Origin of the sequence: Pseudomonas sp. 21LCFQ02 (genome assembly GCF_024129895.2) — a bacterium.
Taxonomy (GTDB): domain Bacteria; phylum Pseudomonadota; class Gammaproteobacteria; order Pseudomonadales; family Pseudomonadaceae; genus Aquipseudomonas.
Window position 1 is genome coordinate 2,734,521 of the sequence record NZ_CM178749.1, and the last position, 14,451, is coordinate 2,748,971.

The following is a 14,451-nucleotide window of genomic DNA, read 5'->3' on the forward strand; positions in this document are numbered from 1 at the left end:
TGTCAAAAACAGAAACTCAGAACAACTGCACCGAAGGTTTTTCCTTGGCCAGCGGCTGAATCTGCCCGCTGTTCTCGTACCAGCCGCCACCGAGCGCCTTGTACAGATTGACCTCACTGGTCAGCTGCGACAGACGATCAGTAATCAGCGTCTGCTGGGCACTGAACAACGAACGCTGTGAGTCCAGGAACGTCAGGTTGCTGTCGATCCCGATCCGGTAGCGACGTTCTGCGAGACGATAGTAGTCCTGACTGGCAGCCACGTAGTCGCGCTGCGCCTGCAACTGCTCGTCATAGGTCTTGCGTGCTGCCAGGCCATCGGACACTTCCTGGAACGCCGTCTGGATCGCCTTCTCATAGTTGGCAACGTTGATCTCTTTCTGGATTTTCGAGTAATCCAGGCTGGCCCGCAGGTTGCCAGCGTTGAAGATCGGCAGGTTGATACTCGGCTGGAACAACCAGGTACCCGAACCACCCTTGAACAGCCCCGACAGATCAGGGCTGATTGATCCGGCATTGGCGGTCAGGCTGATGCTTGGGAAGAACGCTGCACGGGCTGCACCGATATTGGCGTTGGCCGCCTTGAGGTTATGCTCGGCCTGGAGAATATCCGGGCGGCGTTGCAGCAGATCCGATGGCAGGCCGGCCGGCATTTCGCTGAGCAGGTCGGCACTCAATGGCTGGGCTTCAGGCAGGTTGGCCGGCAGGCCGGTGCCCAACAGCAGGGTCAGGTTGTTCTGATCCTGGGCAACCAGACGCTGATACTGGGCCAGCCGTGCCTTGGCGCTTTCGACCGAAGTACGTGCCTGGCTCAGGTCCAGCGCCGAGGCCACACCCACTTCGTTGCTACGGCTGGTCAGCCGCAGGCTTTCCTCATAGGTCTTGAGGGTGTCCTGGGTCAGCTTGAGCAGTTCCTTGTCGGCCTGCCAGGTCAGGTAAGCGTTGGCAACGCTGGCGACCAGGCTGATCTGGGTCGAGCGTCGCGCTTCTTCGCTGGCGAAGTAGGTCTGCAAGGCCTGTTCACTGAGGCTGCGCACCCGACCGAACAGGTCCAGCTCATAGGCGCTGACGCCCAGGGTGGCCGAATAGCTGCTGGTGATGCTCGACTGGCCGGTGCTGGACATGTCGGCCGGCATGCGCTGGCGACTGCCGCTGCCGGTGGCCGAGACCGCCGGGAACAGGTCAGAACGCTGAATGCGGTACTGCGCGCGATAAGCATCGATGTTCAACGCCGCGACGCGCAGGTCGCGGTTGTTTTCCAGCGAGGTCTGGATCAGTTGCTGCAACGCAGGGTCGCGGAAGAACTGCCGCCAGCCTTGTTCGGCTGCTGCCATGTTGGCCGCTTCGGCCGGCCCATAAGCCGGACCTTGCGGGTATTGCGCGGCCACCGGAGCGGCCGGCTGCTGATATTCGGGAATCAGCGAGCAGCCGCCGAGAATGAACGCGGTGACTGCCAGAGAGATCAGGGACTTGCTCATTGGCCAGCCTCATGCTGTGGAATGTTTTTCTGTTTGCTCTTGAACAGCCCCGAAATCGAGACAAAGAACAGCGGCACCCAGAAGATCGCCAGAACGACGGCGGTAATCATACCGCCAATTACGCCAGTACCAATCGAATGCTGGCTACCCGAGCCTGCGCCGCTGGCAATGACCAGTGGTACAACACCAAGAATAAACGCCATCGAAGTCATGATGATCGGGCGCAAACGCATCCGGCAGGCTTCGATTGTAGCCTCTACCAGGCCTTTGCCCTGTTCGTGCAGTTCCTTGGCGAACTCGACGATCAGAATGGCGTTCTTCGCTGCCAGACCCACTGTCACCAATAGCCCGACCTGGAAGAACACGTCATTGGACAAGCCGCGCAAGCTGGTTGCCATCAGTGCACCGATAACCCCCAGCGGTACGACCAGCATGACTGCAATCGGGATCGACCAGCTCTCATACAGGGCCGCCAGGCAGAGGAATACGACCAGCAGCGACAGGGCGTAGAGGGCCGGCGCCTGAGAGCCGGACAAGCGTTCTTCGTACGACAGGCCGGTCCAGGAGATACCGATGCCCGCAGGCAGATCCTTGGCCAGCCGCTCGATCTCGGCCATGGCCTGGCCGGTACTGTAGCCCGGTGCCGGAGTACCCAGTACTTCCTCGGCAGGTACACCGTTGTAACGCGACAGTTTTGGCGAACCAAACACCCACTCGCCGCTGCTGAACGCCGAGAACGGCACCATTTGCCCGGAGCCATTACGCACGTACCACTTGTTCAGGTCTTCAGGGTTCATGCGCGCATCGGCATTACCCTGCAGGTAAACCTTCTTGACCCGGCCACGATCAATGAAGTCGTTTACGTAGCTACTACCGAAAGCAATCGACAGGGTGCTGTTAATGTCCGCCAGGCTGATGCCCAAGGCGCGGGCGCGCTCGTCATCAATGCTGAGCTGATATTGCGGCTCATCGTTCAGGCCGTTGGGGCGTACACCCGCGAGGATCTTGCTTTGCGCTGCTGCCCCGAGCAACTGATTGCGTGCCTGCATGAGTTTGTCATGGCCGACACCGCCCTGGTCCTGCAGGTAGACGTCGAAACCGGTGGCGTTACCCAGTTCCAGTACCGAAGGCGGGACCACTGCGAACACCATTGCATCGCGCAGGGTAAAGAAGTAGCCCTGTGCACGCTTGGCCAGCTCGAACACGCTGTTGTGCGCGCCTTCGCGCTCACCCCACGGTTTGAGCAATACGAAGGCGATACCCGAGTTCTGGCCCCGGCCTGCAAAGTTGAAGCCGTTGACGGTAAACACCGACTGTACCGAATCGGATTCCTTGCTCAGCAAGTGCTCACGCATGGTGTCCATGACCTGCTGGGTGCGCTCGGCAGTGGAACCGGCCGGGGTCTGCACCTGCACGAACATCACGCCCTGGTCTTCCTCTGGCAGGAACGCGGCCGGGATGCGGTTGAACATCCAGACCATGCCGACGCAGATCAGGACGTAGCCCAGGTAGGCTGGCCACTTGTGCTTGAGCATCCCGGCCACGCCGCGCTCGTAACCGTGAACGCCACGGTCGAAGGTGCGGTTGAACCAGCCGAAAAACCCGCGTTTCTCCAGATCGTGGGAGTGGTCGATAGGTTTGAGCATGGTGGCGCACAGCGCCGGGGTGAAGATCAGTGCCACGATCACCGACAGGGCCATGGCCGAGACGATGGTGATCGAGAACTGCTTATAGATGACCCCGGTAGAACCACCGAAGAACGCCATGGGCAGCAGTACTGCCGACAGCACCAGGGCAATACCTACCAGCGCGCCCTGAATCTGCTCCATGGAGCGGATCGTCGCATCGCGTGGTGACAGTTTATCTTCGATCATCACCCGTTCGACGTTTTCCACCACAACGATGGCATCGTCCACCAGCAAGCCGATGGCCAGTACCATACCGAACATGGTCAGGGTGTTGATGGTGAAGCCGAATGCCGCGAGGATACCGAAGGTGCCCAGCAGTACCACCGGCACAGTCAGGGTGGTAATCACCGTGGCGCGGAAGTTCTGCAGGAACAGGTACATCACCAGGAACACCAGCACCACCGCCTCAAGCAGGGTGTGGACTACGCCGGAGATCGACTCGCTGACCACCGGGGTGGTGTCATACGGGAATACGACCTTCATGCTCGGCGGAAAGAACGGCTCCAGCGAGCTCACGGTCGCACGAATCGCTTTGGCCGTGTCCAGGGCGTTGGCACCCGGTGCCAGTTTGATCGCCAGACCAGAAGCCGGTTTACCGTTGAACTGCGAGTCGACGCTATAGTTCTGTGCACCCAGGCCCACGGTCGCGACATCTTTCAAGCGTACTTGAGAGCCGTCGGTGTTGACCTTGAGCAGGATGTTTTCAAATTGCTCGGCAGTCTGCAGCCGGGTCTTGCCAATAATGGTCGCGTTGAGTTGCTGGCCCTGAACGGCTGGCAGGCCGCCCAACTGGCCGGAAGCAACCTGGACGTTCTGGGCACTGACCGCTGTCCTGACATCATCCGGGGTCAACTGAAAGTTGTTCAGCTTGGCCGGGTCGAGCCAGATCCGCATCGCATACTGGGCACCGAATACCTGGAAGTCGCCTACCCCTGAGGTCCGCGAAATAGGGTCCTGCATGTTGGAGACGATGTAGTTGGCCAGGTCTTCCTTGGTCAGGCTGCCGTCTTCAGATACCAGACCGATCACCATCAGGAAGTTTTTCACGGCCTTGGTAACGCGAATACCCTGTTGCTGCACTTCCTGCGGCAACAGAGGCGTGGCCAGGTTCAGCTTGTTCTGCACCTGAACCTGGGCGGTGTCAGGGTTGGTGCCTTGTTCGAAGGTCACGGTAATGGTCATGCTGCCGTCGGAGGTACTTTCCGAACTCACATAACGCAGGTTGTCGATGCCGTTGAGCTGCTGCTCAATGACCTGAACCACCGTATCCTGGACCGTCTGCGCCGAGGCACCCGGATAGGTGACCTGAATGGCGATGGCTGGCGGGGCGATGCTCGGGTACTGGTTGATCGGCAGCTTGAGAATCGACAGGCCGCCCACCAGCATGATCACCAAGGCGATCACCCAGGCAAAAATAGGGCGATCAATAAAGAATTTCGACATGGGTTACTCCCCTTGGCTGCCAGCGGCTTTGTCAGTGGCCGCAGCAGGTGCCGGGTTGGCGCCTTTGACGTTGGTCGCTTCGGATACTTTGACTTCGGCACCAGGCTTGACGTACTGCAGGCCCTCGGTGATTACCCGGTCACCTTCGCTCAGGCCTTTTTCGATCAGCCACTTGTCGCCCACGGTGCGGTTGGCCACCAGGGTGCGCAGCTCGACCTTGTTGTCCTTATTGACGACCAGTGCGGTCGGCGTGCCTTTTTGGTCGCGGGTCACGCCCTGCTGCGGCGCGAGAATGGCCTTGGCGTTAGTGCCAGCCTGTAACTGGGCGTGGACGAACATGCCCGGCAGCAGACGATGCTCAGGGTTGGGGAACACCGCACGCAGGGTGACCGAGCCGGTACCCTGGTCGACCGACACCTCGGAAAACTCAAGCGTGCCTTCCTGCGGGTAGGCGCTGTTGTCTTCCAGGGTCAGCTTGACCTTGGCGGCATTGCTGCCGACTTTCTGCAACTTGCCGCTTTCCAGATCCGAACGCAGCTTGAGCATTTCGGCGGAGGACTGCACTACATCCACATAAATCGGGTCGAGCTGCTGGATGGTCGCCATGGCTTCGGTTTGCGCGTTGCTGACCAGCGCACCTTCAGTCACCGAAGAGCGACCGATACGGCCGGAGATTGGCGCCAGGACCTTGGTGTAGCGCAGGTTGATCTCGGCGGTTTGCAGCGACGCCTGGGCTTCGCGGCTGGTGGCCACGGCCTGGTCGTATTCCTGGCGGCTGACGGCTTGCTCGTTGACCAGCAATTTGTAGCGGTCGGCCAGCGATTTGGCCGATTGCAGGGTGGCACGGGCGCTGTTGGCCGTGGCCTCGTACATGGCCGGATCAATCTGATAAAGCTGCTGGCCAGCCTTGACGTCGCCGCCCTCGGTGAACAGACGCTTGAGAATGATGCCGTTGACCTGTGGGCGTACTTCGGCCACCCGGAACGCGGTGGTGCGGCCTGGCAGCTCGGTGGTCAGGGTGTAGGGCTGTGCTTTGAGGGTAACAACGCCGACCTGAGGAGTCTGAGCGGGCGGAGCCGCTTCTTCCTTCTTGCTACAACCGCTGAGCAGTGTTGCCAGGGCGACGGCAGTGACCAGAACGGGAACAGCTGGCTTGAATTGCATGAAGATCCTCGGGGGCCGAAAGCCTTGATTGCTCAAGAAAGTAAAGGTGTAAAAAAATTTTGCAGCTAGATACGTAGCATGCTAATAAATATACTTACATTCACGGCTGTTTGTAAACAACCTGCCACTACGCTTCATGAAGCTGTAATCGCGATCGGGACAAGGCGTAACAAAGGCCGCCCGAGCACATCTCCAGGCCACGTGCAGCAAGGGCTGGAGCATTTTTAGAGGTTTTATGCCATGGTTCGTCGTACCAAAGAGGAAGCCCAAGTTACTCGCGCCCAGATTCTCGAGGCCGCCGAACAGGCGTTCTATGAGCGCGGCGTAGCGCGTACCACCCTGGCCGATATCGCCACCCTGGCCGGTGTGACGCGCGGTGCCATCTACTGGCATTTCACCAACAAGGCCGAACTGGTACAGGCCATGCTCGACAGCTTGCACGAGCCTCTTGAAGAAATGTCCCAGGCCAGTCTGAGCGAGGACGAGACCGACCCGTTGGGTTGCATGAAAAAGCTGCTGATTCATTTGTTTCGCCAAGTTTCCAGAGACCCTAAAACCCGGCGCATCAATGAGATCCTTTTCCATAAGTGCGAGTTCACCGATGAAATGTGCGACTTCCGCCGTCAGCGACGTGATAACGCTTTGTGGTGTAACGAACGTATCGGTCTTTCATTAAGCAATGCCGTGCGCAAGGGCCAGCTCCCGGCGGAACTGGACATCGACAAAGCCGCCATCGGCCTGCATGCCTTTGTCGATGGCATCCTTGCCCAGTGGTTACTGATACCTGAAGGTTTCTCGCTGGACCAGCAGGCTGAGCAATGGGTCGATGTGTGCATGGACATGCTGCGCTTCAGCCCCGCATTGCGTATTCCTACGGTAGCCCCGGCAGTATTATCGGCCGGTTAACGGTTATAGCCGCTGTTGGCCAGCCTGTCATGGCAGATAGATGTCATTCGCGGCCACGCAGCATCTGATTGGGCATGGCCAGTGCGGCGGCCAGGCCCAGCAGGGCGATTGCCGCACTGACCATCAGCAGTTGCCGGAAGGTCACCGCCAGCTCGGCCCGCAAAGCTTCAAGGGCCGACCCGCTACTGGCGTTAAGGCTGTCGAGCAGGGCATTACCCGACTGTCCCTCGCCACCCAGGCTGCCAGCCCCCATATGTCCGAGCCCGGTATCCTGCAGCATGGCCAGCAGCAGTGCCGACATCAATGCCACGCCCAGTGCCCCGCCCAATGAGCGGAACAAGTTGCTGGTGCTGGTCGCCACCCCGATATCCTTGGCCTGCACGGCGTTCTGGCTACCCACCAGCGAGGTGGGGAACTGCATGCCGGTGGCGATGCCGGTCAGGACCATGAACAGGCTGGTCAGCAGTACATCCTGCGGTGCACTGAAGGCCATGCCCATGATCGTCAGTGGCATCAGCAAGGCGCCACTGACAATCAGCGGTTTGTAGCGGCCGCTCAAGGAGGTATGACGCCCGGCACAGTAGGCGCCCAACGGCATGCCCATGGCCAGCGGCAGCAAATGCAGCGCTGCGCTGTCGGCGCCTGAGCCGGTCAGCGTCTGATAGCGCAGCGGCATCAGGACGCTGAGGGAGATCGACTGGAAACTGGCAAAAAATACGGTGATCCAGCACAGCACTGCGCTGCGGCTGGCGAACAGATGCATCGGCAGCACCGGCTCGATGGCTTTGCGTTCGTAAGCAATGAACAGCGCCAGGCTCAGCAAGGCTATGCCGAGCAACCACTGCACCGGGCGGTCGTTCAACGCATGGCCCTGGCCGATCTGGGTGATGCCCAGTAACAGCGCGCTGAGGCCGATGATCATCAACATGCTGCCCAGATAATCGATCACCGGTTTGCGCTGCGGTGTTGGCAGACCCCTGAGGGTGCGCCGGGCGACCAGCCAGGCGGCGATGCCCAGCGGCAGGTTGATGAGAAACACCCAGCGCCACGACAGATACTCAGTCATTAGCCCGCCCAATACCGGGCCTGCGACGCTGGCCAAGGCGTACATACTGCTGAAATAACCCTGATAACGGCCGCGTTCACGAGGCGGGATTATGTCACCGATGATTGCCTGACTGACCGATACCATGCCGCCGGCGCCTATACCTTGCAGCACCCGGGCCAGCACCAGTTGTTCCATATTTTGCGCCAGTGCGCAAAACAACGAGGCGAGGGTGAACAGCGCAAGGCCGGTAAGCATCAGGCGCCTGCGCCCATAGAGGTCGCCCAGCTTGCCGTAGATCGGCACGGCTACGGTCATGGCCACCAGATAACCCGAGATCACCCAGGCCAGTAGCTCGACATCGTGCAATTGGCTGGAAATGGCAGGCAACGAAACCGCAACGATGGTTTGATCCAGCGCACTGAGAAAGATCGCCAGCATCAGGGCGAACAGAATGCTGCGAATTCCCGGCGTGGTTGCGGGTGTCGATGGGCTAGGGCAGGTCACGGCAAAACCTGAAGGCTGTTGTGCCATCAGTCTATTGCGTTAGCTTGCTAATCGATAGCCCTGCGAAGTACTACTCGGGTCGTCATCGCAATACCACGAGTGAAGCATTTGCCGGGGCGCAGTGGCCGAACATACAGACCACGCTATGTGGCGACAGGCGCGCCAGTTCGATGCGGTAGGCGCCTGCTGCGTAGAGGGCGACGACGGCGACAAGACCCACTGCAGCCAGGCATTTTCTTGTTGTGACTCTCATAAGGCACCCCTTGGATCAACCGTGGAGTAGAGGAAGAGTTACTTAGAGTCTAGGTCATGCTGGCAAACCTGCTGGCACCGCAGGTTAGAATTGCGGCCCGATTTTCAGGACAGGCAAAAGATCCATGGCACGCAAGGTTTTCGAGTATTACGAAGCGGTCACCGCGATGATCCCGACCCAAGGCGGCTATCAGGCCGCAATCGCTGTCAAATCGCTGGAGGGCGGCGGTGCGCCGCGTTTTCATGCGGTGTTGCCGGGACAGCTGTTCAAGACTGCTGATGACGCTGACCAGGCTGCCAGCGACGAGCTGGAGCGCTTGCTCGACGTGGATGCTGACGCCGACTTGGTGTGGCGTCAGGTTTCCTGAGTCCCGGCTCAGACCACCGGGCGGTTCATTTTGAACAACGCTTCAGGGCCCAGTTGGAAGTAGTCCGCCGGTCCACCGCCACGCAAAATCGGCTCGGCGGCAGCCGTGTCATAAATGCCGTCCTTGAGTAGCCAGCTGGCGATATGGACGGCCACCACCTCGCCGAGAATCAGCCAACTGGGCACCGGCTCCTGATCTGCACGTTTGAGCTGGATTATTTGTGTCACCTTGCATTCGAATGACACCGGCGTCTCTTTGACTCTGGGCGTCGAGATCACCTGTGAAGGCAGGGGCGTCAGGCCGGCGAGACGAAATTCGTCGACCTCGGCCGGTACTGCTGCGCAGCTCTGATTCATGGCCTCGGCCAGTGAGCGTGTGGCCAGGTTCCAGACGAACTCACCGGTCTGTTCGATGTTGTTCAGGCTGTCTTTGCGGCCCACGCTGCTGAAGCCGATGATCGGCGGAGTGTAGTTGAAGGCATTGAAGAAGCTGTATGGCGCCAGGTTCAGAACCCCCTGGGCATCCTTAGAAGAAATCCAGCCGATGGGCCGAGGGCCGACGATGGCGTTGAACGGGTCGTGCGGCAGGCCATGGCCTTTAGCGGGTTCGTAAGAGTAAATCTCGTCTGACATGGCGGTTTTCCTTGCTGCCGGAGGACTGGTAAAGCCTATGGATTATCGCCTCACAGAGCCTGTCGAGGACAGGCACCGTGTTGGTATAAGCGTGCCCGATACTGTAGTACCGCAGAGTTTCATCAGTTCAGTTCTCGTGAAAGCCCGAAGCCAAAAAAAATGCCAGTCAGGGGGCTGACTGGCATACAAGGAGCATCAAGGGAGGAGGATGAAGCGATGAAGCAAATCAGATCAGGCGGTTAGCACCGACACGGTCAGCGCCATCGGCGGCCAGGCGGTTGGCGCCTACGTGGTCAGCACCGTCGGAGGTCAGGCGGTTGGCGCCTACGTGGTCGGCACCGTCGGAGGTGAGGCGGTTGGCGCCTACGTGGTCAGCACCGTCGGAGGTGAGGCGGTTGGCGCCTACGTGGTCAGCACCGTCGGAGGTCAGGCGGTTGGCGCCCACGTGGTCGGCACCGTCAGCAGCCAGGCCTTGATCGGCGCTGCTATTGGTGTCCAGAACTGGCTGGCGGTTAGGGCCAACGTTGTCCGAGCCATCGGCTGCGATGTAGTCAGCGCTCAGAGGTTGTTGAACGGCATCAGTCACCGGCAGGGCGAAAGCGCTGGTAGCCATTACGGAGAAAGCGATGCTGGCAAACAGAGTGGTCTTTTTCATGATGGTAGCTCCAATTCGGGAAGTCGGTTCGGGTTCAGTTGTGTTCCCGGTATGGAGGCCATGTTACGTGTCCAAGGATTATTAAGAAGTTAATAGGGTTGTTAGCGATCATTGCTGAAAATGATAGTTGGCCTCGATGCCCGGTTTTCGGGCCTTGTACAAGAAATCGAACGCTTGACGTGCATTTTTCGGGATATCTCACGGGAAAGCGCCTTGACAAATCAAGAAGCACTATTAAATCAAGGCCTGCGGGTTCAGGGCCGGCTCGTGCAGTGGCTGCTCGCTGAACGAAAAAGGGGCAGCCCACGCTGGTGGACTGCCCCCTGATATCACTGTGACGCTAGATCAGTCGGTCTCGATCCGCGAGTGCTTACGGGTGTCCTTCATAAAGATGTACACCAGCAGCGAGCAGGAAATGCACGCAGTGACGTACCAGTAGTAGCCGCTTTCCATACCGATGCTCTTGAACCACAGGGCGATGAATTCGGCAGTGCCGCCAAACAGCGAGACGGTCAGGGCGTAAGGCAGGCCGACACCCAGGGCACGGATTTCGGCAGGGAACAGCTCAGCCTTGACCACGGCATTGATCGAGGTATAGCCACTGACGATGATCAGTGCGCCCATGATCAGGAAGAACGCGCCCCACCAGGTCTGGATGGTCTGCAGTGTGGTGAGGATGGGTACGGTGCACAGAGTCCCCAGTACGCCGAAGGCGATCAGGATTGGACGGCGGCCGATCTTGTCGGACAGCGCGCCGACCAGCGGCTGCAGACACATGAACAGGAACAGCGTCGCGGCCGAGATCATGGTCGAGTCGCTTTTGCTCATGCCTACGGTGTTGGCCAGGTACTTCTGCATGTAGGTGGTGTAGGTGTAGAACGCCAGGGTGCCGCCCATGGTCAGGCCGACCACGGTCGCCAGCTCTTTGGGATGACGCATCAGGGTGCGCATCAGGCTTTCCTTGGGTTCCTGTTTCTTCGCCTTGGTGAACGACTCGGTTTCTTCCATGCCGCGACGCAGGTACAGAGCTACCACCGCACACAGGGCACCGATGATGAACGGAATACGCCAGCCCCAGGAGTACAGCTGTTCCTCGGTCAGCGTCTGTTGCAGAACGATCAATACAGCCAGGGCGATGAGCTGGCCGGAAATCAGGGTCACATACTGGAAGCTGGAGAAGAACCCGCGACGCTCCTTGGTCGCCATCTCGCTGAGGTAGGTGGCCGAGGTGCCGTACTCGCCCCCGACCGACAGGCCTTGAAGCAGACGGGCGATGATCAACAGGATCGGCGCACCGATGCCGATGGTTTCATAACTTGGGGTCAGGGCAATGACCAGTGAGCCGAAGCACATCAGGATGACCGAGGCCATCAGTGCGGCCTTGCGGCCTTTGCGGTCAGCGTAGAGGCCCATCAGCCAACCGCCGATCGGGCGCATCAGGAAGCCTACGGCGAAGATCGCGGCGGTGTTGAGCAACTGTGCGGTCGTGTCGCCAGCAGGGAAAAAAGCCTTGGCAAAATACAGCGAAAAGGCCGCATAGACATACCAGTCGTACCATTCGACCATGTTGCCTACTGAACCACTGAAAATCGACTTCAGGCGCGAGGAGGTGGTTTTTTCGGAGGCAGAGGTGCCAGCCGACTCTGAGAGGGAGTTGGGGAGGGCCATAGTGATCCTTGTCCGGTCATTGTTTTTAGAAAGCCGTCGTGCAGCCTTATGACCCTTTTGCAGAACCTGTGCCACATAGAAAAAGCCCGGAATAGAGCCGTTATGGCAGTCCGGATAAGCAAGAATCCGCTTATTGGCCGGCCAGCCATAAGCGGATTCTTGCTTATAAAAGCCTCAGCGACGGTGACGCTGCACGCAGCTATGCAGTCGTGCGCTGAGCTCTTCAACCCGGTAGGGCTTTGGCAACAAGTCAAAGCGCTCAGCCTGCTCATGGCTGACGTCGACAAACTCGGTGCTGTAACCGGTGGTGAGGATTACCGGCAGGTCTGGCCATTGGCGATGGATCTGTGCGCAGAGTTCGAGGCCGCTCATGCCGGGCATGGCGATATCGGAAAACACCACATGGAAATGTTCCGGGCGATTCTTCAGCTCCTGCAAGGCTTCACGGGCGCCAGGCACCCATAAGACTTTGAAGCCGGACTGTTCAAGCATGGCCGAAGTGTAGGTGCCGATCTCCGGGTTGTCCTCGACCATCAGCACCTGCAAACCACTTTCGCCAGCCGTGACGGTGGCCGGTTGGCGTGGGCGAGGCTGCGGGGCCTGGCGGGCACTGGGCAGGTAAAGCGTGAAGCGACTGCCATGGCCCAGCTCGCTGTCGACCACCACTTCGCCGCCAGACTGCTTGGCGAAGCCGAACACCTGTGACAGGCCAAGACCGGTGCCTTGGCCGGCGGCCTTGGTGGTGTAGAAGGGCTCGAAGATCAGGCTGAGTTGATCTGCAGCAATCCCGGCACCGGTGTCGGTCAGCGTGATGGTCACGTAATCGCCTTCGGCCAGGTCGGGTAATGGCGAGTCAGTCCGTGCATGCAGCCGTTCGACCTGAATCGTCAGTTGGCCCACGCCGGCCATGGCGTCGCGGGCATTGACCACCATGTTGACCAGCGCTGTGTCGAACTGGCTCTGATCGGCATAGATATAACAAGGTTCGGCGGGCAGCTCGATAGACACCTGAATGCGTGAACCGGTCAGGGTGTCCATCATTTCGCCAATGCGCGACACACATTCGTTGATGTCGAAGACTTCCGGCTGCAGCGCTTGACGGCGGGCGAAAGCCAGTAACTGGCCGGTCAGCCGGGCGGCGCGATCCACGGTACTGGAAATGGCCTGGACATACTTGACCCGCTTGGCTGGCGAAAGCTGCGACGATTTCAACAGGTCGGTACAGGACTTGATAATGGTCAGCAGATTGTTGAAGTCATGGGCCACGCCACCGGTCAACTGGCCGATGGCTTCGAGCTTCTGAGCCTGGCGCAAGGCTTCCTCGGAGATGCGCAAGGCCTCGCCTGCTTCTTCCTGATTCTGGATATCCCGGCCCACGGCATGGATGAATTGCTGGTCGGGTACGGCCGTCCAGGCAATGGTGCGATAAGCGCCATCGGCGCGCCGGTAGCGGTTCTTGAAGTCGGAAATGCTCTGCCCGCTCATGAGCTGAGCCATAGCCTCACGGGTGCCGGGCTGATCCTCAGGGTGCACAAGCGTCATAAAGTCGCTGCCCAGCAGTTGCTCTGGACTCCAGTTCAGCGCCGTATTCCAGGCAGGGTTGAGCGCATGGATGGTGCCGTCAAAGCGCGCGACCAGCATCAGGTCGGTAGACAGGCGCCAGATCCTGTCGTGCTCACGGGTGCGCTCCTGCACTTGCTGCTCAAGGGATTCATTAAGGGTGCGCAGCGCTTCTTCAGCTTCATACAAGGGCGTCATGTCACGTGAGACGCTGAGGATTTTTTCTGGCTTGCCGTCTCTGCCAAACACCGGGCTGACTTGTACGTGCCACCACTTCTCGCTGCCGCCCATGGTGCGGGCCAATCCACTGAAGCTGGAACTCTGGCCATTGCGCGCGGTGCTGATTGCCCGATGCACATCTGCCTGGCCCTGACCTTCCCAGAAATCCGGCCATGGGCAACCGCGGATGGCATTGAAGTCGCTGACCTCCATCAACCGCTGGCCACCTTCGTTCATGTAGCTCAGCCGTCCATCGAGGTCCATGAGTTTGATGCAATCATTGAGGCTGGCCAGCACCCTCTGCGAGAAGGCCAACTCTTCCTGCAGGCGAGTCTGGGCCTGGCGTTGTGCCGTTACGTCATGCACCACACAGAAGGCGCCGAGAACCTGGCCATCATCATCGGCAATTGGCGAGCAGGACAGTGACCAGCAACCGGGTACGGGGGAGTGGATCTGCAGCAATTCGCAACGGCTGGCCTGGCCAGTCAGGCTCTGGGCAATGAGCGGTTCGAGGTTGCCCCACGGCAGTTGGGGCAGCGCTGCGGCGGGATGGCCCAGGGCCTGTTGCGCGGTCAGGCCCAGCAGCGCGCAGCCAGCATCATTGGCCAGCAGCAGATGCTGTGCGCCCCAGAACAGCAGCATCGGTTGTGGCGAGCAGAGGATCAGGTTCAGGCTGGCGGGCAGGGCAGGCGGCCAGTGTTCCTTTGGCCCCAGCGTGCTGGCGCTCCAGTCATGTTCGCGGATAAAACGTCCGGCAGATGCATTCGCCATGGAGCTATTCAGGGAGGTGGTCACGGCAGGCACAGTCTCGAATCCAGCGCTATTGGCAGCAAGGCATTATCAGGTAACGGATAGTGGCATTATGCT

The 14,451-nt window shown here is 59.5% G+C and carries 10 protein-coding genes; 2 read left to right on the forward strand and 8 right to left on the reverse strand.

The features are described from left to right. Window positions 1-16: 16 nt before the first annotated feature. From adeC to NJC40_RS12160, 3 genes are read right to left on the reverse strand one after another with little or no spacing between them, the layout of a single operon-like run. Window positions 17-1,477, reverse strand: coding sequence for an AdeC/AdeK/OprM family multidrug efflux complex outer membrane factor (gene adeC / locus NJC40_RS12150; protein WP_045488224.1), 1,461 nt, complete (start codon window positions 1,475-1,477; stop codon window positions 17-19). Continuing rightward, the gene (locus tag NJC40_RS12155) at window positions 1,474-4,608 is read right to left on the reverse strand and encodes an efflux RND transporter permease subunit (protein ID WP_253139218.1); all 3,135 of its coding nucleotides are present in this window, start codon (window positions 4,606-4,608) and stop codon (window positions 1,474-1,476) included. The genes adeC and NJC40_RS12155 overlap by 4 nt, the downstream gene beginning before the upstream one ends. A 3-nt stretch (window positions 4,609-4,611) precedes the next feature. Then, window positions 4,612-5,772: an efflux RND transporter periplasmic adaptor subunit gene (locus NJC40_RS12160; RefSeq protein WP_045488228.1), complete on the reverse strand. Its 1,161-nt coding sequence runs from the start codon at window positions 5,770-5,772 to the stop codon at window positions 4,612-4,614. Window positions 5,773-6,012: 240 nt separating this feature from the next. On the opposite strand from NJC40_RS12160, the gene NJC40_RS12165 reads away from it, so the two are divergent. Beyond that, window positions 6,013-6,678 carry a TetR family transcriptional regulator gene (locus tag NJC40_RS12165; protein WP_253139215.1) on the forward strand — a complete coding sequence of 222 codons (666 nt, stop codon included), beginning with the start codon at window positions 6,013-6,015 and terminating at the stop codon, window positions 6,676-6,678. Between the two features lie 43 nt (window positions 6,679-6,721). Here NJC40_RS12165 and NJC40_RS12170 read toward each other — a convergent pair whose 3' ends face one another. After that, complete coding sequence (locus NJC40_RS12170) at window positions 6,722-8,257, reverse strand: MDR family MFS transporter (protein WP_290447561.1); 1,536 nt, start codon at window positions 8,255-8,257, stop codon at window positions 6,722-6,724. Between the two features lie 350 nt (window positions 8,258-8,607). Here NJC40_RS12170 and NJC40_RS12175 point away from each other — a divergent pair, with 350 nt between their 5' ends. Beyond that, on the forward strand, window positions 8,608-8,850 hold the full coding sequence (locus NJC40_RS12175; protein ID WP_045488234.1) for a hypothetical protein: 243 nt from the start codon (window positions 8,608-8,610) through the stop codon (window positions 8,848-8,850). Window positions 8,851-8,858: 8 nt separating this feature from the next. Here NJC40_RS12175 and NJC40_RS12180 read toward each other — a convergent pair whose 3' ends face one another. From NJC40_RS12180 to NJC40_RS12195, 4 genes are all read right to left on the reverse strand, one after another. Then, window positions 8,859-9,482: a flavin reductase family protein gene (locus tag NJC40_RS12180; protein ID WP_253139212.1), complete on the reverse strand. Its 624-nt coding sequence runs from the start codon at window positions 9,480-9,482 to the stop codon at window positions 8,859-8,861. A gap of 226 nt (window positions 9,483-9,708) precedes the next feature. Then, window positions 9,709-10,137, reverse strand: a complete 429-nt coding sequence (locus tag NJC40_RS12185) for a hypothetical protein (RefSeq protein ID WP_253139209.1) — start codon at window positions 10,135-10,137, stop codon at window positions 9,709-9,711. Between the two features lie 345 nt (window positions 10,138-10,482). Then, window positions 10,483-11,805: an MFS transporter gene (locus tag NJC40_RS12190; RefSeq protein ID WP_045488242.1), complete on the reverse strand. Its 1,323-nt coding sequence runs from the start codon at window positions 11,803-11,805 to the stop codon at window positions 10,483-10,485. Between the two features lie 174 nt (window positions 11,806-11,979). Beyond that, complete coding sequence (locus NJC40_RS12195) at window positions 11,980-14,355, reverse strand: hybrid sensor histidine kinase/response regulator (RefSeq protein WP_045488245.1); 2,376 nt, start codon at window positions 14,353-14,355, stop codon at window positions 11,980-11,982. Window positions 14,356-14,451 lie beyond the last annotated feature (96 nt).

Coding starts and splice junctions, on each gene's coding strand:
- NJC40_RS12185 (WP_253139209.1), bottom strand. CDS start 10,137: ATGAAAAAGACCACTCTGTTTGCCAGCATCGCTTTCTCCGTAATGGCT.
- NJC40_RS12155 (WP_253139218.1), bottom strand. CDS start 4,608: ATGTCGAAATTCTTTATTGATCGCCCTATTTTTGCCTGGGTGATCGCC.
- NJC40_RS12195 (WP_045488245.1), bottom strand. CDS start 14,355: ATGGCGAATGCATCTGCCGGACGTTTTATCCGCGAACATGACTGGAGC.
- NJC40_RS12175 (WP_045488234.1), top strand. CDS start 8,608: ATGGCACGCAAGGTTTTCGAGTATTACGAAGCGGTCACCGCGATGATC.
- NJC40_RS12165 (WP_253139215.1), top strand. CDS start 6,013: ATGGTTCGTCGTACCAAAGAGGAAGCCCAAGTTACTCGCGCCCAGATT.
- NJC40_RS12180 (WP_253139212.1), bottom strand. CDS start 9,482: ATGTCAGACGAGATTTACTCTTACGAACCCGCTAAAGGCCATGGCCTG.
- NJC40_RS12190 (WP_045488242.1), bottom strand. CDS start 11,805: ATGGCCCTCCCCAACTCCCTCTCAGAGTCGGCTGGCACCTCTGCCTCC.
- NJC40_RS12160 (WP_045488228.1), bottom strand. CDS start 5,772: ATGCAATTCAAGCCAGCTGTTCCCGTTCTGGTCACTGCCGTCGCCCTG.
- NJC40_RS12170 (WP_290447561.1), bottom strand. CDS start 8,257: ATGGCACAACAGCCTTCAGGTTTTGCCGTGACCTGCCCTAGCCCATCG.
- adeC (WP_045488224.1), bottom strand. CDS start 1,477: ATGAGCAAGTCCCTGATCTCTCTGGCAGTCACCGCGTTCATTCTCGGC.